General features: G+C 54.3%; 16 protein-coding genes. 9 read left to right on the top strand and 7 right to left on the bottom strand.

Going from position 1 to position 22320, the window contains the following annotated elements:
* Window positions 1-18: 18 nt before the first annotated feature.
* The 3 genes from mtaB to AB7S84_RS00270 are packed head-to-tail and all read right to left on the bottom strand — an operon-like array spanning window position 19 to window position 2866.
* Entirely contained in the window at window positions 19-1410 is a 1392-nt protein-coding gene (mtaB, locus tag AB7S84_RS00280; RefSeq protein ID WP_428152655.1) for a tRNA (N(6)-L-threonylcarbamoyladenosine(37)-C(2))-methylthiotransferase MtaB, read from the bottom strand.
* Window positions 1407-2441 carry a tRNA 2-thiouridine(34) synthase MnmA gene (gene mnmA / locus AB7S84_RS00275; protein ID WP_020875192.1) on the bottom strand — a complete coding sequence of 345 codons (1035 nt, stop codon included), beginning with the start codon at window positions 2439-2441 and terminating at the stop codon, window positions 1407-1409. The genes mtaB and mnmA overlap by 4 nt, the downstream gene beginning before the upstream one ends.
* Entirely contained in the window at window positions 2438-2866 is a 429-nt protein-coding gene (locus tag AB7S84_RS00270) for an NIL domain-containing protein (protein ID WP_020875193.1), read from the bottom strand. The genes mnmA and AB7S84_RS00270 overlap by 4 nt, the downstream gene beginning before the upstream one ends.
* A 117-nt stretch (window positions 2867-2983) precedes the next feature.
* On the opposite strand from AB7S84_RS00270, the gene AB7S84_RS00265 reads away from it, so the two are divergent.
* Entirely contained in the window at window positions 2984-5146 is a 2163-nt protein-coding gene (locus AB7S84_RS00265) for an alpha/beta fold hydrolase (RefSeq protein ID WP_428152651.1), read from the top strand.
* Window positions 5147-5167: 21 nt separating this feature from the next.
* Here the strand turns inward: AB7S84_RS00265 and AB7S84_RS00260 are convergent, their stop codons facing one another.
* Window positions 5168-7951 (bottom strand): Hsp70 family protein, encoded by a 2784-nt coding sequence (locus tag AB7S84_RS00260; protein WP_428152649.1) that lies wholly within the window; start codon window positions 7949-7951, stop codon window positions 5168-5170.
* A 453-nt stretch (window positions 7952-8404) separates the two neighbouring features.
* Here AB7S84_RS00260 and AB7S84_RS00255 point away from each other — a divergent pair, with 453 nt between their 5' ends.
* The 8 genes from AB7S84_RS00255 to AB7S84_RS00220 all read left to right on the top strand — a co-directional run bounded on the left by AB7S84_RS00255 (window position 8405) and on the right by AB7S84_RS00220 (window position 19974).
* A complete protein-coding gene (locus AB7S84_RS00255; RefSeq protein ID WP_020875196.1) occupies window positions 8405-10465 on the top strand; it encodes a serine protein kinase PrkA in 2061 nt (686 codons plus the stop codon).
* A gap of 65 nt (window positions 10466-10530) precedes the next feature.
* Window positions 10531-11919 (top strand): DUF444 family protein, encoded by a 1389-nt coding sequence (locus AB7S84_RS00250; protein ID WP_428152646.1) that lies wholly within the window; start codon window positions 10531-10533, stop codon window positions 11917-11919.
* Between the two features lie 45 nt (window positions 11920-11964).
* Window positions 11965-13632 (top strand): SpoVR family protein, encoded by a 1668-nt coding sequence (locus AB7S84_RS00245; protein WP_020875198.1) that lies wholly within the window; start codon window positions 11965-11967, stop codon window positions 13630-13632.
* Window positions 13633-13673: 41 nt separating this feature from the next.
* Entirely contained in the window at window positions 13674-16010 is a 2337-nt protein-coding gene (locus AB7S84_RS00240) for a serine protein kinase PrkA (RefSeq protein ID WP_428152641.1), read from the top strand.
* Window positions 16011-16201: 191 nt separating this feature from the next.
* Window positions 16202-17407: a LysM peptidoglycan-binding domain-containing protein gene (locus tag AB7S84_RS00235; RefSeq protein ID WP_428152639.1), complete on the top strand. Its 1206-nt coding sequence runs from the start codon at window positions 16202-16204 to the stop codon at window positions 17405-17407.
* Window positions 17408-17431: 24 nt separating this feature from the next.
* Window positions 17432-17665: a hypothetical protein gene (locus AB7S84_RS00230; protein ID WP_428152637.1), complete on the top strand. Its 234-nt coding sequence runs from the start codon at window positions 17432-17434 to the stop codon at window positions 17663-17665.
* A 129-nt stretch (window positions 17666-17794) separates the two neighbouring features.
* Complete coding sequence (locus AB7S84_RS00225; protein ID WP_428152635.1) at window positions 17795-19468, top strand: adenylate/guanylate cyclase domain-containing protein; 1674 nt, start codon at window positions 17795-17797, stop codon at window positions 19466-19468.
* The gene (locus tag AB7S84_RS00220; RefSeq protein WP_428152633.1) at window positions 19465-19974 is read left to right on the top strand and encodes a TIGR00725 family protein; all 510 of its coding nucleotides are present in this window, start codon (window positions 19465-19467) and stop codon (window positions 19972-19974) included. The genes AB7S84_RS00225 and AB7S84_RS00220 overlap by 4 nt, the downstream gene beginning before the upstream one ends.
* Here AB7S84_RS00220 and ispD read toward each other — a convergent pair.
* Genes ispD through AB7S84_RS00205 form a run of 3 tightly spaced genes read right to left on the bottom strand, consistent with a single transcriptional unit; the run spans window position 19969 to window position 22305 of the window.
* Window positions 19969-20685 carry a 2-C-methyl-D-erythritol 4-phosphate cytidylyltransferase gene (gene ispD / locus AB7S84_RS00215; protein ID WP_078081382.1) on the bottom strand — a complete coding sequence of 239 codons (717 nt, stop codon included), beginning with the start codon at window positions 20683-20685 and terminating at the stop codon, window positions 19969-19971. The genes AB7S84_RS00220 and ispD overlap by 6 nt on opposite strands.
* Before the next feature lie 6 nt (window positions 20686-20691).
* Window positions 20692-22014: an HPr family phosphocarrier protein gene (locus tag AB7S84_RS00210; RefSeq protein WP_020875205.1), complete on the bottom strand. Its 1323-nt coding sequence runs from the start codon at window positions 22012-22014 to the stop codon at window positions 20692-20694.
* Window positions 22015-22305, bottom strand: coding sequence for a SufD family Fe-S cluster assembly protein (locus tag AB7S84_RS00205; protein ID WP_070962309.1), 291 nt, complete (start codon window positions 22303-22305; stop codon window positions 22015-22017). It lies immediately after the preceding gene.
* Window positions 22306-22320: the final 15 nt, after the last annotated feature.

Here is a 22320-nt window from a genome sequence, read left to right as displayed (position 1 = left end):
TTCCTGAGACAGACGCGTTTATCGAGGGGGCAGGTCATTCATCAGACGACCGAATACCAGCTTGCCCGGCCATACCCGTTCGACAACAACGGGTACGATACAGTTTTTCAGACCGTCGCCCCCTTCCAGCATCACCTTCAGATAATTTGAACTCATCCCTTTCAACAACCCTGTTTCAGCATCCCGCTCATTTTCCACGAGAACAGTGACGGTCCGTCCCAGAAAACGCCGATAAAACGCCTTGCGCTTAATACTCCCCAGATCCCGCATGCGACGACACCGGTCCTTGATCGCATCGATCGGGACCGGATCCGGATAACGGGCGGCGGGAGTGCCTTTTCTCGCCGAGAAAGGGAAGACGTGGAGATAGCTGATGGGCAGGTTTTTCACGGTTTCATAGGTATTTCTGAAAGCCGCCTCACTCTCGCCGGGGAACCCGATAAGCACATCCGCGCCGATAGCGGCGTGAGGGATTTCATCGTCTATTCTCACAACTATCTTCTCGAAGACGTCTCGCGTATAGGGCCGATGCATGCGACGCAAGACACCGTTATCCCCGCTCTGGAGCGGAACATGAAAATGGGGGCAGAATCGCTCCGAAGCGGCCACCCGGTCCACGATATCCGCGGACAGCTCAAGGGGCTCGATGGAGCTCAACCGGACCCGATCGATGACGGCTTCATCGTCGATCCGTCGGAGCAGTGTCGGAAGATCCGCAGACGGCTCAAGATCCCGTCCGTAACATCCCAGGTGGATGCCGGAAAGGACGACCTCACGGTACCCTGCCGCCGAAAGCCTTGCGATGCTCTCCATCACCTCCGAAAGCGGCATGCTTCGACTGCGGCCCCGGGCATAGGGCACGATACAGTAGGTGCAAAAGGCATCACAGCCGTCCTGGATCTTCAGCGAAGGCCGGGTGCGGTTGCCGTTGGGAGCGGCAGGCATCGGATCGAATCCCCGTGCGTCCGCGACATCACGCCTGAGAACCATGGGCGAGAGGGTTTTCATCGCCTGAAATTCAGGCGCCGGATCCACATCCGTTTCGAAACGGCGGGGCGTCGAAGCGTCCTTGAGATAAACGTCCACAATCTCAGCGATGCGGTGCTTGTCGCCGTGGCCCACGATGAAATCGACCCCTTCGATTTTCTTGAGTGCTTCGGCTTCCGTCTGGGCATAGCAGCCCGTCACGACGATAAAAGCGCCGGGATTGGCTCGAACGGCCTGGCGAACGGCCTGGCGCGACTGCATGGAAGCTTTTCCCGTCACAGTGCAGGTATTGATGATACAAAGCCCTGCCGGCCAGTCTTCAGGGGCCGGCCACCAGTCTGCCTCCCTGAGGGCAACCCCCAGGGATTCGGATTCGCATTGATTGACCTTGCAGCCCAGGGTAATGATTTTAAACGATTTCAACGGTACCTCTCAATCCAACCGCCCCCCAACACCTCGCTTTCTCTGTAGAAAACAGCACCCTGACCGGGGGTTACGGCCGGTTCAGGCGCGTCGAAAAGAAGCGTTCCGCCACCCCTGTCATCCGGTTCGAACGTCGCCGGCACCGCCTGATGCCGATATCGGATTCGAGCCCTCAAACGGATTCTCCCCGAAGGGGGACGCCCAATCCATCGGATGCTGGAAAGACGGCATCGGGAGACGCCCATCTCGGTCCTGAACCCCACCACCAGACGGTTCTCCCCGGGAACTGTATCGATCACGTAATAAGGCTCCGAAGCCGGACAGTTGATGCCTTTGCGCTGCCCCACAGTGAACTGATGAAGCCCCGAATGGGTACCGATGATCCGGCCGTGCACATCCGAAATCGGCCCCGGGCGAGGCTCGATCCCACCCCGCTCCACCAGAAATTTCCGGCAGGATCCCTTGATGAAACAGACATCCTGGCTCTCGCGGCCTTCGATCGGCGAAAGCCCTCTTTCAGCCCCCAACCGCCGCACCGCCGTCTTGGTCATGCTCCCCAGGGGGAAAAGGGCGCGCGACAGCTGAACCTGGGACAGAAACGCCAGGAAATAGGATTGGTCCTTTCGGCTGTCCCTGCCTTTGAACAAACGGCATGTCCCGTCCGGATACCGCCGGATTCGGGCGTAATGACCCGTAGCCATCCAATCGGCGCCCATCTGCCGGGCGATCGTCATGACGGCGCCAAACTTGACATCGGGGTTGCAGACGAGGCATGGATTGGGGGTCAGCCCCTTTTGGTAGGTCGTGACGAAATAGTCGACCACCCTCCGATGAAACAGGTCGCCGACGTCCACGATTTCCAGAGGGATATTCAGCTGTCGGGCCGCCCCCTGCACCTGTTCCATGGAGAGATCCTGATATCCGGTAAAAAAATGGATACCCATAAGGCGGTGACCACGCTCCTGGAGAAGACTTGCCGCCACAAGTGAGTCGATCCCACCGCTTATGGCGATGGCTGTTCTGGGTTTCATTCAAAAAACATCTTATTGGTGGGACGGATCCTCATGGCACGGGTGGGACAGGCGGTGATGCACAACTCGCAGACGCTGCACTTTTGTTCTTCAAATTCAACACGCATCTCCGGACGCCGGATATGGAGGGCGCCGGTGGGGCAAACCGCCGTACAGGCGCCGCAATGGGTGCATCGCTCCTCCAGCCGTTTGACCTCCTGATCGGCGTTGGTCACCTTGACGCCCTGATCTTTCAAAAAGCTCACACCGGACTTGAAATTCTTTTTCTCGCCATAGAGCTCAAGCACCAGAATGCCTTCCTTGCGGGGAAGGACCTGAGCGTTCAGGATATTGAACATGAGATCGTAATCCTTGACCAGGTGACAAACGATGGGCTTATGGGCGACCTCGCGTGGAAAGCGAAGAATCAATATCTTAGAATACATGGACGACCTCCGAAAGTACTTTATTTTTAATTCAAAGCGTTATACGATAATCCCAACGTAAGCCCATGTCAATCGAAACCTGATAGATTACCATCGCCACGACATGTCAATGAACCCATGAATCGATTCGCATACCTGACAACGGGCCTTGCCATCAAGACCCTTTCCAGCCTCTCCAGGGCCAATATCCATGTTCACGGAACGGAAAACATTCCCAGAGGGTCGATCATCTTTACAGTGAATCACTTCACACGCATCGAAACCATGATCCTCCCCAGCTATATCTACAAACTCACGGGAGGCGTTCCCGTATGGTCGCTGGCGGACGCCGCTCTTTTCAAGGGAGGGCTCAAGACCTACCTGGACTATGTGGGCGCCATTTCCACCCGTGATCCGGATCGGGACTGCCTGATCCTCAAAACCCTGCTCAAGGGAGACGCCGCCTGGATCATCTTCCCCGAAGGTCGGATGGTCAAAAACAAGAAGATCGTCCACCGGGGCCGCTACATGATCCTGAGCGAGACAGGCAAACACCGGCCCCATACCGGAGCCGCCAGCCTGGCGCTCAGAACCGAATTCTACCGGCGGCGCATGGGGAAAATCGGCGCGACATCGCCCGAAGAAGCCCGGCGCCTGATGTCGCTCTTCGAAATCGACGCCCTTGCGCCGATGCTGGAACGACGGACCTATATCGTCCCCGTCAACATCACCTATTACCCCTTGCGCGCCCATGAAAACCTGCTCAGCAGACTAGCCGTCACCTTTGTGGAGGACCTGGACGAACGGGCCGTGGAAGAGCTGATGACCGAAGGGTCCATGCTCCTTTCCGGTGTGGACGTCGACATCCGGTTCGGTGCGCCCATCGATGTCGGCATCTATCTCGACCATCCCACCGTTCAACGGGATATCGAAACACCGGGTTACATCAGCTTCGACAATCCCATCCCTTCCGCAAAGATTCTCAGGAAATCGGCCGCGAAAATCATGGAACGCTACATGAGAAGCATTTACCGGATGACCACCGTGAATCACGATCATCTGGCGGCCTCCATCATCCGCCACATGCCTTTCCGACGAATCCGCATCGACGATCTGAAACGCCGCCTGTTTCTCGCGACGCAGCTCAATCTGAAAGGCCTCGAGATCTTCTTCCACCACAGCTTTGAGACTGATCAGGTCCATCTTCTTACCGACGACCGTTACGGCAAGTTCGGCGACTTTATCACCATCGCCGTCGCGAAGGGTGTTCTCGCTCGTCAAGGTCCCTATCTCGTCAAAAAGAAACCCTTTTCAACCCCTATATTCAACTTCCATCAGATTCGGGTCGACAACCCGATTGCCGTGATGGCCAACGAGGTGGAACCGTTGGAACGACTTCAGCGTAAAATCCGACCCATCGCCTTTTTACCGGAATTCTGGATCAGGCGCCGCACGGCAGCCTATCTGATCAGACAGGCCGAGTCGCTCTACGAGCAGGAGTATGAAACCTTTTTCGTGGACGGCGAGTCGCGTCCTAAAGAGGTCGGCATGCCCTATCTGGTCAGAGGAAAAGGCAGCGGGATCGGCGTTCTTCTGATCCACGGATACATGTCGGCTCCCATTGAAATGGCGGAGCTCGCCGGGTATCTCGGCAGCAAGGGCATAACAGTTTATGTCGCACGCCTCAGAGGACACGGCACTTCACCCGATGATCTGGCCACGCGTACCTACTCGGACTGGCTCAACGCCGTCGATGCGGGCTTTGCCGTTGTCCGCAGCCTGTGCAAACGGGTGGTTGTCGGTGGATTTTCCACCGGCGCGGCGCTGGCTCTGGATCTGGTGTCGCGGAACGAAGGCGTTCAGGGGGTTTTTGCCGTCTGTCCTCCCCGAAGGCTGCATGATCCCTACTTGAAGAAAAATATGGCATTGGACTTCTGGAACCTGCTTGTGAAAAGGGTGCGGGGCAATGCGGATCGGGAAAAGGAATTCATCGAGAACCTGCCGGAAAACCCCCTTACAAACTACAGCCGGAATCCGGTATCGGGAATCCGTGAAATCGAACGACTCATGGAGCGGCTGGATCAGAAGCTGCCGGGTATCGATATTCCGGCCCTCCTGATCCACTCCCACCGGGACCCTATTGCCTTCCCCGGTGAATCGAAACGAATCTTCGATCTCATCGGCTCCGAAAACAAGACGTATATCCTGTTCAACTTCGACCGACACGTCATCCTCGCCGGCGACGGCGCCCACCGGGTTCACCGGGTCATCGGAGACTTCATCGCAGACCTCACGGCATAAAGGCTTTCCGATCCGAACCGTTCATTTCGAGCCTTCGGCACGAAGAACGATGCCCGTCGGCAGCGCTTCCCCGAAAACCGTGTTGATTTCCTGCTGCTTCATGGGAACGACTTCCCTGAGGGGCCGGAGATCGTCCGCCGAAGCCCCGTTCCGAGCAAGGGCATCGATCACTCGCCGAGTCGTTCCGTCATCCACGTCCCGTATACGGTCCCCGGTTTTCCGGGACATCTGGGCCGCTGCAAGGAGCGCAGACCGTGGATCCGGCCAGTCCCGATCCAAAACCGCGGCAATCCAGCGGGCAGCCTCGTCGGGAGGGATGACGCGATCGACGGGGCCGTAAAGGAGATCTCGGGCCCCCATGCGGGAAAGAGACCAGAAATGCTGGGGCATCGCCTTTCGGTCGTTCAACTCGGAAAGCAATTTACGACCCCATTTAATTTTATCCTTGACAAGCAGGAGTTCCATGTTTGCAACGGCCATCCAGATCTCCAGATACTCCTGAGGGGCCACCCTGACCCGCGCCTCCTTTTTCGGAAACATTACCGGCGTCAAATCCTGAATGAACTGTCGCTGTTGGCCAGGCTTGAGTCCGCCGGCCACCCGCCGCCACATGATCCACCACTCGGACCTGACCTGAGGGTTGTTTCCATGAATGGGACCGCCCTTGTAAATTTTCCAGAGCTTCCTGATGCGATGTTCGTCGAAACCGTCCCCCATACCCGGCCGCAGGCAGTATCCCAGAAGATTGAGCCAACGGCTCTCCGCCAGATGTCTGGCGCCCCTTGCGGAAACTCGGCCAAGCAGTGCATCTGCCATCTTTCGGATGAGAGTCAGGGGCCATTGATCCCGGGGCCGATCGATCATGCCGCCGATATCCTTCACCAGAGCGGTCAATGCCTTGGGGTCGGCGTCGCTTGAAAATGCATTTTCAATCTTTCGGCACACCGCATCCACGACCGATTCGTCGAAAACCTCCGTCTCTGAAACGTCGGCGGCGGCCCCCGCATCCCGCAACTGAAATCGAAGCTGCCAGCGGTGATCACTGATTCGGGATCGGCACCAGATCCCCAAGGTCCCAACCTCGGTATATTCCGCTTCGACATCGACTGGAATCAATTTTTCCGCACCCTTTTTGCCGAACTGGATGACAGTCCGAAGCGGTGGAAGGGGGGTCAATGTGTCGTCCACCACGACAAGGTCTCCCGCCTTGTCTCCGGAACGAAAGCTCGAGCTGAACACTTCGAAAAAGACCGGCTGATTGGTCAGCACCTCAAAGGTTCGGTCCTCCAGAATGATGCGGCTCCCTTCGTCCAGCCCCCGCTCGACAATGCAGACCGCTTCCTGCCGAGGGGAATCCGTTCGTACCCCCATGTAATACGCACGCGCACTGCCGCTCCCCACCCGAACCCCGCGACCGGCCCTGACCAGTCCGTAATAGGCCGCTCCCAGGGCGACGGCCGTGTCGGGGTTGGGATTCGCGAGTACCCGAGGCAGCGCTGTGTCGGATATCCCGAACCAGTGTCGGAGCGCTTCCCGAATGCGATCCTGAATCACCCGGGACTTGAGTGATCCGCCGTTGAACAGGATCAGGTCCGGGGCAGGGCTGTTTCGGCCGAGAGCCTTCATAACATCCTCACCGTGATGCTCCAGAAACCAGCCCATGTGACGGGTGATCGCCGGTTCCGGCTCATAGGGCAGGCCGAACTCGGTGATGCCTTTCCGCGACATCGCCTTTCGTTCGTCCGTTCGATCCACGACAGGGAAAAACCCTTCCAGAACAATGTGTTCGACCTCCTTCCGCCCAAGCTCGGTTGTAAGGACGTCACCGATGACTTTCCGCCCCTTCCCCATGAGCGTGATTTTCCGCGATTCCCCAAGACCGTCCAGAAGCATTTCCTTGGCCTGACGGCATTGATGACACAGCATCTTCCATCGATCGCCTGTGAGCGATCCCCTGGTTTTCCTACGGAAAAGCACGGCCTCCGCGTGCCGTGCCAGGGCAAGATCGATGTTGTCGCCGCCAAGGATCAGATGATCCCCTACGGCAATCCTTTCAAAACGGGGACTTCCGTCCACCTCTCTCAGGGTGATGAGGGTGAAGTCCGTCGTTCCGCCGCCGACATCGCAAACCAGGATCAGTTCATCCGGTTTGACATGATCGTCCCAGTCCTTTTCGTGCCGCGTCAACCAGCTGTAAAAGGCCGCCAACGGCTCTTCCAGAAGCGTTACCGGGCCGAAGCCCGCCAGGGCCGCAGCCTCCAGGGTCATATCCCGCGCCACTTCGTCAAAGGAAGCGGGAACGGTGAGGGTGACGAACTGATTCTCCATGTACAGTTCAACCTCATCCCCCATGGCGTGATTCCAGGCGTTTCGGATGTGTTTCAAAAAATAGGCCGTAGCCGTCACCGGAGATACCTTGTTTACATCCGCTTCGGCGCCCCAGGGCAGAATCCTGGCGTGCCGATCCGCCTTGTCGTGGCAGAGCCAGCTTTTCGCGGAGGAGACCAATCGGGCCGGCACCGAAGCACCGTGATCCCGGGAAAAGGCCCCTACGAAATTGTCGTCCTCGGTTTTCCAGGGGATAGTGATGGCCGATTTGGAAATGTCGTAGTCACCGGGGATATACAAAAAGGAGGGGAGCACCGGCAGCCGTGAAAATTCTCCCGCACCGGTCAACTGGGGGATCTGGAAGAGTCTGATCCGCGACGAATCGCCGTTCTCCGCCGCCATGTCCACATAGGAGACGGCGGAATTGGTGGTTCCCAGGTCTATGCCGATGATGTATCGTTTGTCGTTAGCGTCCAAAAGGGCCTCTCTCTTTTGTAAGACCTGTCTGAGGCGTGCCCCTTTTGCCCGATTTTCCCGTCAAAATGCGCCGAGAATTCCTGCGGCCAACCTTTCCATGCATATTGAGGTAGAACAAAAATGGCTCGATCTCGAACCGGTCCTGAGTGTGGGGAAATGGTCCGGGCAAAACCGCCGAACCATCGTGATTCGGTCATGTATAAATATTCAGTATACTACTTCTGCTGCTGTTTTTTGTCAAAAAATATCCGACGGTTTTCCTTTCCGAAGTTTTGTGTTGCATTCCATCTCCCGGCCATTATACTATTAATATAAGAACTTATTTTCCTTTTATTTTCCTTAGATTGCATGCATCTGCCGGTTCGGTGACGGCAGAGTGATCCTTAAAAAACCATCCGGATAAGGGAATCTCTGGTCGCCCCTCTCCCCATCCGCCAGACACAGGAGGACATCATGGCGAGTACAGACAAGAACACGCTCCGACATCATCTTACAGCGGTCAAAGAGGGAAGCCGCCGTTTCGAAAATGCCTTCCAGGGCGTCGCCCGAATGATATTGGACAACGAAATCAAGAAAGTCGTGGTCAACGGTAAAACTACATATGATTTCAATATCTTCAGGACAGGGAAGAAGCATGTTATCGGCATGTACGATGAAATCAACAGTTTTGTCTCCTATGTCAAAGATGCCGCTGAAGGCGGATCTTCCAAGGAGATGGCGTATGTCCTGGTGGGGGAGCCGGGCAACGGGAAGACCTTCCTGGTCGATTTTGTCTGTGCAAAATACCGTGAATTCCTTTCCAAACCCGAAAACCGAAAGTACACCTTCCGTTTCATGAACATAGATCAGCTGGGAAGCTACGGCCGGATCAGCGTCATTGAATCCCAGACATACGAGGATCCCGTCATTCTGGGGATGAACCTCTTTGACGATCCGGATGAAAACCGGGCCTTTCTATCGCGCGAAATCGGTTTCTCGGATGACGAGATCGAAACGCTGTATGACAATTACCGCCCCATGGGGGCCTGCAGCGGATACATCTGGAACGACATCCGCAATTATTGCGACGGCGACCTGGACCGAATGCTCGATTTCGTTCAGATCATCCCCGTCCCCCTGGTGGAGAGTCTCGGCACCATCACCGGCAAATATCCCGCCAAGGATAAAATCACCTCTTCAGCGGTGGATCTTTTAGGGGAGGAGTCGATCCAGCGCCTCCTGCACATCACCGACACCAACAATCCCTACCGATTCGATCTGCGGAGGGGAGCACTGGCTCGGGTTGCGGGGGGCGGAATTCATTTCAGCGATGAGATCTACAAGAACAAGAAGGACCTGGTCCAGGTCTATCTGGGGGTCATCCAAAACCGCAACATCGAGATCGACGGCTACAAATGGCCCATCGATACGCTTATCATCGCCACCAGCAACAACTCCGAGTTCAATCGGTTTCTGGCGGAAAAGGAGGAAGCTCCCATCGTCGATCGGTGCCGCATCTGCTATGTCTCCCACAACACCAACTACAAACTCCAGAGCGAACTGACCGCCTATTCCATCGGCAGCGAAGCCAAAACCACCTTGAGCCGCGAAAGTCTTCATCAGGACCCCAACCTCAACTATGCCACATCGGTGGGCGTTGTTCTCACCCGGCTGCCCCGGTCCGAAAAGCTGACGCCCATCGAGACGATGAAGCTGGCGGCGGGAGAGGTGGCCGGCGAAAAAAGCATCAAGGCACTTGCCGAGGTCATCGACACCCTCAATCAGGATCCGGACATCATCAAGCGGTTCGGTCAGAAAGGCCTCGGTCAGCGAAACCTCGGCCGGGCGCTTCAACTCCTCATCGAGAGTTCGGAGACCAACGAAGGCCAATGCATGTTCGCTTATGATATCTTCAAGTGCCTCGAGCGTATCGTCCTCGATTACGTATCGGACGCCAACGACCGGAGCAAGTTTCTGGAGGACCTCAAGATTGCCAAAGGGCTTTACCGCGAGCGGATCATGACGGAGATGTTCAATGCCTATATGGACGAACCCATGGCCATCCGAAAGGACGTCATGAACTACGTCAACATGATCATCGGCATCGATGCGGAAAATCTGGGCCCCGACAAGATGTGGAAATACAAGGATCCCCAATCCAGGGAACTCAAAGCGCTCAAGATCGACGAACGCTACATCCAGAGCGTGGAAGATCGCCTGGGACTGAAAACCGAGGAGCACCGCGAGAGTTTCAGGACGTCCATCCGCAAGATCTACGGCCAGAAGATTACCGTCGACCCCAACTATGACTTCATGGATAACCTGGAACTCGTGAAGGCAGTGACCGACGTCCGACTCAAATCCGACATTGCCGGTGCGGGCAGTCTCATCGGGGCCCTCGCGAACCGCACCAATGAAGAGAACCAGAAGCTATACGACCGTATGGTCGACACCATGCTGAACAAGCTCGGTTACTGCATGACCTGCGCCCAGAAAACCATTGAATACTTCTGCACCCAGGAAGATGAAAAGTAGTTCGCTGTTAACCAAATCTTTATCCGCGACAGGCGGCGGCAGGGAACAACGACAGGACAACCATCATGGAACAACGACTGAAGGCATACTACGAGCGGCTCAAAGCCAAGGGGCTCTCCCCCCATCGCGAGGATGGGATTCTCCGGGAACTGAACGGCGATCTTTCCCACGAAACGCCCTCCGATCCCCCGGCCCGAACGAACAGGGGATTTCCCCCCGGTCGGGACACCCTTTATGAATATGCCGATCTCTTCGAACTCCAGGACATGACGCCCCCCCATGTAAGCGCCACGACCTGTCTGAGATCCCTTGACGAGCTCCTGGAACGGGACAAGCTTCGAGAAAAAGACGGATTTCCGAGGAAGATCCGGATCGGACGGTTGGTGAAACCCGGCAAGGGCGGCAAGGACAAGATTGTCGTCGTCCCCACCACCGTCGAGGAAAAATTCATCCACGACAGTATTCGCGTCCCCAACGAGGAGGAGCAGTCTGGCGGGTCCGGAGAGGGGGAAGAAGGTGAGGTCATCGGTGAACAGCCCGTTCGCTCGCCCGAAGGCGCCGGCGCCGGACCCGGCGAAGGCGCCGGCGGCCCCCACGAAATGGAATCGAGCGCCTACGACCTCGGCAGGATCCTGACGGAGAAATTCGAGCTGCCCAACCTCAAGGATAAAGGTAAAAAGCGGTCCCTCACCCGATACACCTACGACATGACCGATCGAAACAGGGGGTTTGGACAGCATCTGGACAAAAAGGCCACGCTTCGGCAAATTCTGGAAACCAATATCCATCTCGGGAATCTGCCGGACGTGTCCGATATCGACCCCACCCGGTTTCTGATCTCGCCCACCGACCGGATCTATCGAATTCTCTCCCGGGAAAAGGACTACGAATCCCAGGCCATGGTCTTTTTCCTGAGAGACTACTCGGGATCCATGACCGGAAAACCCACTGAGCTGATCGTCTCCCAGCACGTTCTGATCTACAGCTGGCTCCTCTACCAGTATGAAAAACAGGTGGAATCGCGATTTATCCTTCACGACACCGATGCCGTCGAGGTGTCCGATTTCTATACCTACTACAACACCCGGGTCGCCGGCGGCACAAAAGTCGCCGCCGCCTATCGCCTCGTCAATGAGATCGTCGATAAGGAGAATCTGGTGAAGGACTATAATATCTATGTCTTCCATGGAACGGACGGAGACGATTGGGATACGGACGGCAGGGAAACCCTTCCGGAAATCGAACGCATGCTGCGTTACGCCAACCGTGTAGGCGTCACTGTCGCCCGGCACGGCATGAGCAGCGACGAAAGCGAAGTGGAAAAATATCTCAACCGATCGGGATTGCTGAAGGACAAACCCGGTCTGATCCGAATGGATGTCATGAAGCAGGATGCCGACGAAGCCCGGATCATTGAAGGCATCAAGACATTGATCTCCATGGCGGCGGTATGATCGCCTCCTGCTGACAACGACCTCTACCCGGGAGAAGGATGATCCATGGAACTCATCGGCCAGCATGCAAAAAAAATTATGGAAGGGTGCAAACAGCGGGCGAGGGACGCCGGGCTGCGCTTTCAGGACGACACCCTCGAGTATATCGTAACCAACCGGGATCTCCTGGAACTGTCACCCAAGATCATGATCCCCACCCTGTACGATTATTGGGTTCACGATGTCGAAGTCCTCAAGGGAAAGGGAAAATACGAACTTTATCCTGGAAACCCTTATGAGACCGTGATCAACACGCGGCCGCCCATCTCCTTTTACAATGACAACAACCCCGACTGGCTCAATGTGATGATCTTCTATCACGTCATCGGGCATATCGACTTTTTTCAGAACAACCTGCTTTTTCAGCATACCCACGATTATGACTTCACCGGAGAGGCCCTGTCGGACAAACGACTGATCGCCCGGTTGCGGTCGGAAAAAGGCCGATGGGTCGATTATGTCATCGAATTCGCCAGAGGCATCGACAACCTGGTCTCCTTTCACGGTGAACTGTCGCGGGTTCAACCGCCGTCAGCGGCCTCCGGCTCAGGCCCGATCAATTTTTATTTCGATGTCTTTCTTCAGTCCCTCAAGAAGGTCAACATCACCGACTACATCAAGGAAATCGAGCGGTACAACCAATGCATACGGGATTATGGACAGCACGGTGAGGAAACTTTTCTGGCGGATACCGAGTTGAAGCACCCCGAATTCAAGGCGGTCTACCAGAAAAGCCTTCAAAAAAAGCCCGAAACCCGTATGGACCTGCTGCGTTTTCTGATGGTTCACTCGGAATTCCTGAACAAGGAAGAGAACGATTGGATGAAATCGGTCCTGCAGGTCATCCGGAAGACGTCCCTTTTTTTTCAGCCCCAGATCCGGACCAAAATCATGAACGAAGGCTGGGCCAGCTACTGGCACGAGGTCTTGTTCATGGCGGACGACCGCATCCAGGGTCACGAGGTTGATTTTGCCCGCATCAACGCCGGCGTAACGGCGCTTCCCCGGGTGGGGTTGAACCCTTACGCCCTGGGGATGCGTCTCTTTTATTATATCAAGGAGATGGCGGACAAGGGGCGGCACACCATGACATTTCATCAAATGAAAGACGCGCATCTGCGGGAGGTCTACGACGCAAAAACAGGAGCCGGCCGTCGGTTTATTTTTGATGTTCGGGAAAACATGGACGACTTTCTTTTCGTCAAGACCTTTGTCGATCAGGATTTTATCGATGCTCACAAACTTTTCGTCGTCGGAAAGCGGATGAATCCGGCCAAAACCGCCTGGGAATATTACGTCAAGTCCCGAAAGGCCGAGGATTACCGGCAAATGCTGATCGAGGGACTCTACCATCCGCCCCACATCGAGATCGATCCGAAAAAGACCGAAAACAAGACCCTCTACCTGGTGCACCGCTTCGAGGGAAAGCCCCTGGTGAAAGATTACATCGCCAATACCATGCTGGGGATCGAATATCTCTGGGGCGGACCCGTCAAACTGGAGACAAGCGAAGTGGCCAAAACGTCTTCCTCCCCCTATGCCGTTTTCAACGTGGGCGGCACATCGGCCCAGGAGACGTCCGACACCTTCGACATTAAATGGCAGCGGGTTCTTTACACCATGGAGAAGCGACGGCTGACCCGAAGAATTCTGTACAATATGGAAGACGTTTGAGCATCCATCCAGAAAACGGCATGAGGGGATGAATTAAACCTATGAACAAAATCCGAAAAGCCTTGGACAATCTCAATCGCACCATGAGCGACACGCATCCGAACGAGTTGATTCCTTTCGAGGACTTTCTGAAAATCATGAACGAGAAGCCTCACCAGGTAATCCGCAATATCTTCCAGGTGTTCTACGACATGATCCGTTATTATATCGAAGAAGGGGTTGACGAATATCCCGGCGACCCGGAATCGATCCATTATGTCTACTATGACTGCAACCGCCTCTTTGTCGAGGACGCGGATCACCCGTTTTTCGCAGATCGACTGTTTGCAAATCGCTTTATCAATCATATCGAAGCATTAAGAAGAGGGGCCCAACAGAACAAAATTTACATCTTCGACGGCCCTCCCGGATGCGGCAAGAGCACCTTTCTGAACAATCTTCTCAAAAAATATGAGACCTATGCCAACACTCCGGAAGGGATGCGCTATGAAACCGTTTGGCGCCTGAGCCGCAAGGCACTCGGCAGCTATCACAACCACAACAACAATCCCATGCTGGACAACCTCTATCGCATCCTTTCGGTGACGTCCCCGGCTAAGGAAACGCTTGACGTCAACAACGAGGAAAGACCGAATGAGCAGGAAGAGGCTTACGAGGAAGATCTTTACGCCCATGATCTCCAGGAGGACTACATCGATGTCCCTTGTCCCAGCCACGAACATCCGCTCCTTATCATCCCCAAGAGATATCGGCGCCAACTTTTTGACGATCTGTTCGAAAACGATGAATTCAAATGGAGGCTTTTCACGGACAAGGCCTATGAATGGGTCTTCAGGGATAAGCCCTGCACCATTTGCAGCTCTCTTTATCAGGCCCTTCTCGGCAAGCTCCAAAGCCCGGAGGAGGTCTTCAAAATGGTGTATGTCCGACCCTATCATTTCAACCGGCGGCTCGGACAAGGCATCAGCGTGTTCAACCCGGGGGACAAGCCCATGCGACAGACCACCATGACCAACCCCATGCTTCAGCGGCGCATCAACGAAATTCTCAGAGACAGCAACCAGGTGAACTACATTTTTTCACGATATGCCAAAACCAACAACGGCATCTATGCCCTGATGGACATCAAGTCTCACAACGTCGAACGACTGATGGAACTCCACAACATTATCAGCGAGGGAATCCACAAGGTCGAGGATATCGAGGAGAACGTCAACTCTCTCTTCTTCGCCCTCATGAATCCCGAGGACAAAAAGAACATCCACGGGCTGCAGTCGTTTTCCGACCGTATCGAGTATATCCAGATCCTGTACGTTCTGGACCTGAACACCGAGGTTGAAATATATAAAAATATCTTCGGAAAGCAAATCGTCGACAGCTTTCTACCCAGAGTGCTCCATAATTTTGCACGGGTAATCATCTCGTCGCGCCTCAATCAAAAATCAGAGGCTCTCCTGGAATGGATCGGCGATCCGAGCAAATACCGTCTCTACTGCGACCCGAACCTCCACCTTCTCAAGATGGAAATCTATACCGGGTACATCCCCAAATGGCTGTCGGATGAGGACCGCAAGAGCTTCACCGCCAAGGTCCGCCGCAAAATACTTGCCGAATCGGAAACCGAAGGTAAAAAAGGCTTCTCAGGTCGCGATTCCATAAAAATATTCAATGAATTCTATTCCTCCAGTGCCCGTACAGACAAACTGATCAATATGTCGACCCTGTGCAATTATTTTACAAAGATCCGCGCTGATCTGAGCGAATCCATCCCCCCGGGGTTTCTCGAATCCCTTCTCAGGATGTATGACTATACCGTCCTTCATGAGGTCAAAGAGTCCCTCTACAACTATAATGAAGCCCAGATCTCCAGGGATATTCAGAATTATCTGTTCGCCGTCAATTTTGAACTCGGCGTCAAAGAAACCTGCCCTTACACGGGCGAGCATCTCGAAATCACGGACGAGTTTCTCTGGGGAATTGAAAACCGTCTGCTCGGCGGAAACGTCTCCGACGCCAGGCGGAAGGAATTCCGCTCCGAGACTCAAAAGATCTATGCGGCAAAAACCCTGACACAGGAAATTCTTCTGGAAGGCACCCCCATCGTTGATACTCAACTTTACCAGGACCTTTACGAGCGATATGTCTATACCCTGAAAGAGAAGGTCCTCGACCCGTTCCTCAAAAATGAAAACTTCCGCCAGGCCATCAAAGATTACGGCAAGGATGCGTTCAAAACCTACGACAAGCGTATCCGAGAGGACGTGACGTTTCTGATGAACAATCTCTCTAAAAAATCCAGATATACCGAGCAAGGCGCCAAGGAGGTCTGTATGTATGTGATCGACAACAATCTGGCCTCGAAATTCAGCAATCCCTAAAACAACCCGTCGCACGCATATTGATGACAATGCTTCGGTTCTTTGATATGAATAAAAGCCGGTTCTGCCGGAACCGGGTCGATGACGGAGGTCAAAAGCAATCCAGTGGACGGCATCACGCCTTGGTTTGGCCTGAATGATCAACAACGTGTCCGACACGTTTAGTCAATATTGAGGAACCACAAGGTATAATGAGAAATATAATTATATTTGTATCCGTGCTGATTTTTGCAGGAGTGACGGGATGTGCGATCGAACATCAATCCTTCCCGGCAAAAGCTGCGCGACCACATCCCGAAAGCCCCCACCCGACGGGGAGTGACAGTAGCGGAACAATCGCCGGCGGGAGCGGTCCCGGCAGCCTCGCCCTGCCTGAAACCGAATCCGATACAGAGCCGGCGAGCGAGGCAAAGCCTCAACGCATTCCCTCGCTCGATGCGCATCATGTAAAAACAGACACCAACAAAAGCAACATTATTCATACGGTCGAGCCAGGGGAGACGCTATCACAGATTGCGGTACACTATTACGGTAGCTGCAAGGACGAACTGATCCATCTTTTAAAAAGTATCAATGAAATCCATGAAACGGATTCCCTGCAAGCCGGCCGGCAGCTCATCCTTCCGCTGCCGGCTGTCGACGGAGGTATCCCCCCGGTCCTGACGACAACTTCCGCCACATGCGCCAACGGTTCACCCAAATCAGGGCAATCCACAGACAGTCCGGGAAAAGACGCTACTGCCGTAGACAAACGGAGCGGAATGGCCCGTGAAAACGGGGAAGAGGCTCCTGATCCATTCAACGATCAGATGGCGAAAGGTCTCGTTGCTCTAAAAAAAAGGGACTATCGCACAGCCCACAGGGCCTTCTCGGCCGCTGCCGAAGGCCATCGGAAAGACAGCCGATGCTCGAAATATCTCAAAGAAATCGAGGCAATTGCAAATCATCACTTTGAAAATGGGCTGAGTTTTTACAGAAAAAGAAATTATGTCGGCGCTATTGCGGAAATCGAGAAAGCATGTATTCCGCCGTTGGAGGTTCAGACAACCGAATACCTCTTTAAATCCCATTTCGAGATTGCAATGAAAAAATTCCTGCGTTACAGGCGCACAGGAAACAAAAGGGATTTCGACCAGGCGCAGAACAGCCTGAATCGGGCGCGAGCCTATCAGGCGTCCTGCACCGGATGCAATGATTATGAAGAAATTTTCAAGAAAACGCATTACAACAACGGGATAAAATATTTCACTGGAGATAATGGAGAAGGTATGGACAAGGCGGTCGAGGAATGGGAAAAGGTTCGATTTATCGATCCCGGGTACAAGGACGTCACCGAAAACATCGACCAAGCCCAATTTCTGCTGAAAAAATTGAGGAATTTGAAAAAAGTATCCTGAAACAAGGCCGAGATCCTTCCCCATATGAGCCACACTGATGTTGTTGGCCGTCTGGAAGGTTTTCTGAACCTGTGCAGCAACAGCACCGACAGCGAATCCACCGTGGACTGTGAGAACGCTTTGAGACGGATATCGACAACATATCAGCCGGCCAACGCTCCCGCCTGCAGCGCCGCCCATGCAGTCCGCCACCAGGCAGAATCCACCACCAACCCCGATCAGCATTTCAATGGGCGTTCACATCACGGACCGGTATGATGACAGAACCGTATTTTATACAAAACCAACGAAGAAATGCCTGGATATCAAATAATATTTTAACATACCGGAATGCCTCGATGACAATTCGGACATGACCTCATGACAACGCCGTACAGAAGGCAAGGCATGGAAAAAAACCAGGAACAGCAGCTGCTTTTCGGCCAACTGCTCATGGAAAAAAACATCATCACCGAGACGCAGCTCCAAGAAGCCCTTGATATTCAGAAAAACGACGGCGCAACGTTGAACGATTCGACATATCTCGGACAAATCCTTGTTCGTCTGGGCTATGCCACAGAAAAGGATGTCGTAAGCGTCGTCAACGAACAACAGAACCATTCCATCAAATCCTTTTCCGAAAACGCCCAGAGTCAGATCGAACACCACCCCCGAACGTCCGGAAAGCGTTTCCGGAGTCTCAAAATTCCCATATGGCTTCAGCTCTCCATCATCACGACGGTACTCATATCCGTCGCCATATTCACCCTTTACCTCTTTACTGTAGACCTTCAGAACCGACAACTTTTTCGGCAAGCCCTTCTCATCGGCAGAGTGAGCCTCAACTATTTTGTCAACAACGCGAGAATACTTCTCCTCGAGGATAACAACGATCTTCGACTGAACACGCTGATCACCGAAGCGTCCGCAGTGGAAGGCATTGTCTACGCCATTATCCTCGACCGGGACAAGATCATCAAGGCCCACACCGATCATACCCGGATCGGCGAAACCTTAAAGATGGCGCCATTTCTCAGCAGCGGCATCCAGGAAGGGGATGTGACCTATTTCGACTATTATTCGGAAGCAGAGGAGCACATCCTCAACCTGAGCCGCACCGTCATTATGAAAGACGAGGCACTGGGAGAGGTCCACGTCGGCATATCACTGGATTTCATCGACCTGACCATCCGTGAAAAAACCCGTGACATCCTCCTTATCAGTTTGGTGATCATCGGGCTCGGCATCATTACGGCGGTCTACTACAGCATCCGTTTTTCACGCCCCCTGGTAAAGCTGGTCCAAGCCTTCAATGAAATCAGCGTCGGCAATTACCAGCACAAGATCAAGACCATCCGAAACGATGAATTCGGAAATATCGCAATGTCGTTCAATGCCATGAGCCGGGAGCTGTGGCTGAAATCGATCATGCAACGATCCTTCGGTAAATATGTCGGGAACGAGGTTCTGGAGCTGATCCTGGACAATCCGGAAAGTGACTGGCTAAAGGGCAGACGGCGGAAAGCGACGGTGCTTTTCACGGATGTCCGGGGATTTACGTCCTACTCGAAGGTTCGTGAGCCCGAGGAAATCGTTGATCACCTCAACACGTACTTCGAAATCGCCACAAAAATCATCAACCAGCACGGCGGGTATGTCGACAAGTTCATCGGTGACGCCGTCATGGGGATCTTCGGCGTTCCGGTTTCCCAAAAGGATCACATCGTCCGTGCGGTGCAGGCGGCCCTTGACATGCAACGGATATTTCTTGAAAAAAACCGATCCCATGAAGACACCCTTCTGAATAAGATCGGCATCAGTATCGATACCGGCGTGGTGCTGTCGGGAAACATCGGCTCCCATGTCAAAATGGAGTACACGGTAATCGGCGACACCGTCAACATGGCATCCCGATTGAATGGGCTCTCGGGCCCGGGGGAGATCGTCATCAGCAAGGCCGTATACGCACATATGAAGGACACTTTGGACGTGGTTCTTCTCAAGCCTCGGAAGATCAAAGGGAAACTTTCCCCCATCAAAGCCTACCGCATCCTGAACATCAAGTCGAAGGAGGCAGCATGAACATCTCTCTCGAGAAACCCCTCGGAAACCCGATGATCGTCGGTGTCATGGGGGGTGCCGACGTCGACCCGACGGTCCTGAAAAACGCGCATGAACTGGGCATGCGGATCGCCCGTGAAGGTTGGGTGCTCTTGAACGGGGGCAGGAACGCAGGGGTCATGAACGCTTCGGCTCAAGGCGCACGGGAGGCCGGAGGGATCGTTGTCGGCATCCTCCCCGACAATCACTGCAGACAGATGTCTCCCTACGTCACCATTCCCATCGTCACCGGCATGGGAAGCGCCCGGAACGCCGTCAACGCGCTTTCGAGCCATGTTGTCGTCGCTTGCCCGGGCGGCCCCGGGACGATTTCGGAGATCGCCCTGGCGCTGAAGGCCGGGCGCTGCGTCATTCTACTGGATTTTGAACTTCGGGGAATTTTTGAACGTGCTGAACAGGAAGGCCGACTCCGACAAGCCAAAACCCCCAGAGCGGTCATCGAAATCATCAGATCCGAAGTATCATGATTTCGTGCGATTTTTTCGGGAAGCGGCCAAGGCGAGGACGGCGGAGGCCAGTGCCAGATCCTCGGGCGTGGTAATCTTCAGGTTATAGCGAGACCCCGGGATCATCCGAACCGGCCGTCCCAAACGCTCCAGAAGTGCGGCGTCATCGGTTTCCACCACTCCCGCGGATCGGGCCGATTCATGAGCCGCCCAAATGAGGTCGTATCGAAAGGCCTGGGGTGTTTGGGCACACCAGACCTTTCTCCGATCCAGGGTTTTCTCGATGGTGATGTCGTTGTCCACCGTTTTGAGGGTATCCACCGCCGGAACGCCCGGAACACAGGCGCCATAAGCCTTGGCCCCCGCGAGACACCGGGTGATGAGATCCGGTTGAACGAAAGGCCGGACCCCGTCATGGATGGCGACGATATCGGCCAACCCCATCGCGGCTTCGAGCCCGTTGTAAACCGATTCCTGACGTTCGACACCGCCCGATACCAGGTCGACGATCGCACAGTCATCGGGAAAATCCGCCAGAATATGGTCTCGACAGTAGGCCTCATCGGCTTCCGGGATCACGAGAAAAATACGATGGACGTCTGGACATGTCAGAAAAGCCGCCAGTGTATGACTCAGAATCGACCGGCCGCCAAAGACGAGATACTGCTTTCGCAAATCGCTCTTCATGCGCAGTCCTCGCCCACCGGCGACAATAATTGCCGCCGTTCGCATCATCGCCTATTCATGGAGATACCCAAGTTCCCGCGGCAGAGGAATCCCGTTGCCCATGGTGTCCTCGCCGTAGTTGGAGTTTGCGAGGACCTTGAGGTCCCTGAGCGATCGGGCGTCCCCTTCGAACTTGACATGCGTGATGTTCTCGTTCTGAATTTTGCCGCCCGCCCACTGGATATCCAGAACACTGCTGGCATCAAAGCGGCCCTCCCCGGCGCAAAGTTCCACCTTGCCCCCGTAATGCTGAACAATTTTAGCCACCAGAAGGCTCGGACGACTATGAAAGCCTCTGGGCACCGGAACGCCCACCTGAATGACGTCCCGATCGATATTCTCGTTCAGCACCGCCTGCGCGATTTCCTTCCCGTTGGAGAGAAAATGGCACACCCAAAAAAGGCCGTAGTTGATGGTTCGGTCCAACAAAATATCGGGATCCACCAGAAAGGAGAGTTGATTGCGAACCTTCTTGTAAATGTCCCGGTATCCCGCTTCGTGAAGATGCCGTTCGTAAAAGTGCAGAAACCGCCCCATACTCTGAAGCAGGTGGAACACCACGGAGAAATGACTGCGGAGCGTTTTGAGCTGCCGCCTACCGTGGACATAGCCCCCGTGAATGACGTAGGTGTCAAAGGAGGATTGAAGGTTGTGCACAAGCATCTCGTAACGTCTCACCTCCACCTCGTTGATCACTTCAGGTACCAGGCTGCGTATACGATGCACATCGAACGGCTCGAAAAAGGTATACTGGTCAAAGTGTTTGCTGATGTTGAGAAATTCGCTCGAAATCTTGACGATATAATTTTTGGGCTGTTTTTTTTTTTCGTCGTCGATATTGTATTCCAAACCCGTTCCAGTGACGATCCCCGGGAACTCGGATCCGTCGAACTCATCCTCAGGTATGGGGATACCCAGACGCCTGGCTTCGTCCAGGATGATCGGCGCGATCTTGATGAGGGATCGAGTCAAAAAATCGAGCGTCACCCGTCCATCCCTTTCAAAAGCATCGTCCTCCGGCAGGTCGTAGCAGACGAGCCGGTTCAGAATGTGCTTCTGAGAATACCCGCCCAGACTGAGGTGCCTCACGGCGGCGGAGAGTTCACGGTAGAGATACCAATCCTTGTTGTTTTTGGCACCGTGAAAATCGAGAAAATCCTCCAACACCTGCGAGGTACCGATGAGTTTGGAAAACAGTTTCTTGGTGAACACGTATCCTTTGTTCGGAGATCCCGGTCCCAAAATGAACAGACAGCATTTGAGGTAGTCGCGTGAAAAAAGGTGAACCTTTTCGGTAAAGGAATGACTCCCGGTATTCTTTTCTGCGCCGGTCATCTACATCAGATCCTTCAGGGTTTCCGAAACGGCCTTGTCCGGTTTTTCCCGCAATCCTGCGGGAAGCCCTTCGATGTCAACATTTAAAAACCCTCTGGCGATCGTCGAAACAGCCTCCTCCTCATCGACACCCCGGGCCATCAGATACGCGATCTCTCGCTGATCGATCTTGTCCGCGGCGAATTCATGGGGCATCCCGACTCCCGGGACAAACCCTGAAAAATTTTCGTTTGTATTTTTCGAAATCGGTTTCCCACCGATTTCAACCCGCAAATCTTCAATCAACAGCATAAAGGTCTCGTTCGC

This window comes from Desulfococcus sp. (genome assembly GCF_050178255.1).
Classification (GTDB): Bacteria; Desulfobacterota; Desulfobacteria; order Desulfobacterales; family Desulfococcaceae; genus Desulfococcus; species Desulfococcus multivorans.
This window is presented reverse-complemented; position numbering and strand designations above follow the sequence as displayed.

What these genes read in the sequence shown, in the direction of transcription:
- mnmA (WP_020875192.1), bottom strand. Translation starts at nt 2,441, where the DNA reads ATGAAACCCAGAACAGCCATCGCCATAAGCGGTGGGATCGACTCACTT.
- AB7S84_RS00270 (WP_020875193.1), bottom strand. Translation starts at nt 2,866, where the DNA reads ATGTATTCTAAGATATTGATTCTTCGCTTTCCACGCGAGGTCGCCCAT.
- AB7S84_RS00265 (WP_428152651.1), top strand. Translation starts at nt 2,984, where the DNA reads ATGAATCGATTCGCATACCTGACAACGGGCCTTGCCATCAAGACCCTT.
- AB7S84_RS00255 (WP_020875196.1), top strand. Translation starts at nt 8,405, where the DNA reads ATGGCGAGTACAGACAAGAACACGCTCCGACATCATCTTACAGCGGTC.
- AB7S84_RS00250 (WP_428152646.1), top strand. Translation starts at nt 10,531, where the DNA reads ATGGAACAACGACTGAAGGCATACTACGAGCGGCTCAAAGCCAAGGGG.
- AB7S84_RS00245 (WP_020875198.1), top strand. Translation starts at nt 11,965, where the DNA reads ATGGAACTCATCGGCCAGCATGCAAAAAAAATTATGGAAGGGTGCAAA.
- AB7S84_RS00240 (WP_428152641.1), top strand. Translation starts at nt 13,674, where the DNA reads ATGAACAAAATCCGAAAAGCCTTGGACAATCTCAATCGCACCATGAGC.
- AB7S84_RS00235 (WP_428152639.1), top strand. Translation starts at nt 16,202, where the DNA reads ATGAGAAATATAATTATATTTGTATCCGTGCTGATTTTTGCAGGAGTG.
- AB7S84_RS00230 (WP_428152637.1), top strand. Translation starts at nt 17,432, where the DNA reads ATGAGCCACACTGATGTTGTTGGCCGTCTGGAAGGTTTTCTGAACCTG.
- AB7S84_RS00225 (WP_428152635.1), top strand. Translation starts at nt 17,795, where the DNA reads ATGGAAAAAAACCAGGAACAGCAGCTGCTTTTCGGCCAACTGCTCATG.
- AB7S84_RS00220 (WP_428152633.1), top strand. Translation starts at nt 19,465, where the DNA reads ATGAACATCTCTCTCGAGAAACCCCTCGGAAACCCGATGATCGTCGGT.
- ispD (WP_078081382.1), bottom strand. Translation starts at nt 20,685, where the DNA reads ATGCGAACGGCGGCAATTATTGTCGCCGGTGGGCGAGGACTGCGCATG.
- AB7S84_RS00210 (WP_020875205.1), bottom strand. Translation starts at nt 22,014, where the DNA reads ATGACCGGCGCAGAAAAGAATACCGGGAGTCATTCCTTTACCGAAAAG.
- AB7S84_RS00205 (WP_070962309.1), bottom strand. Translation starts at nt 22,305, where the DNA reads ATGCTGTTGATTGAAGATTTGCGGGTTGAAATCGGTGGGAAACCGATT.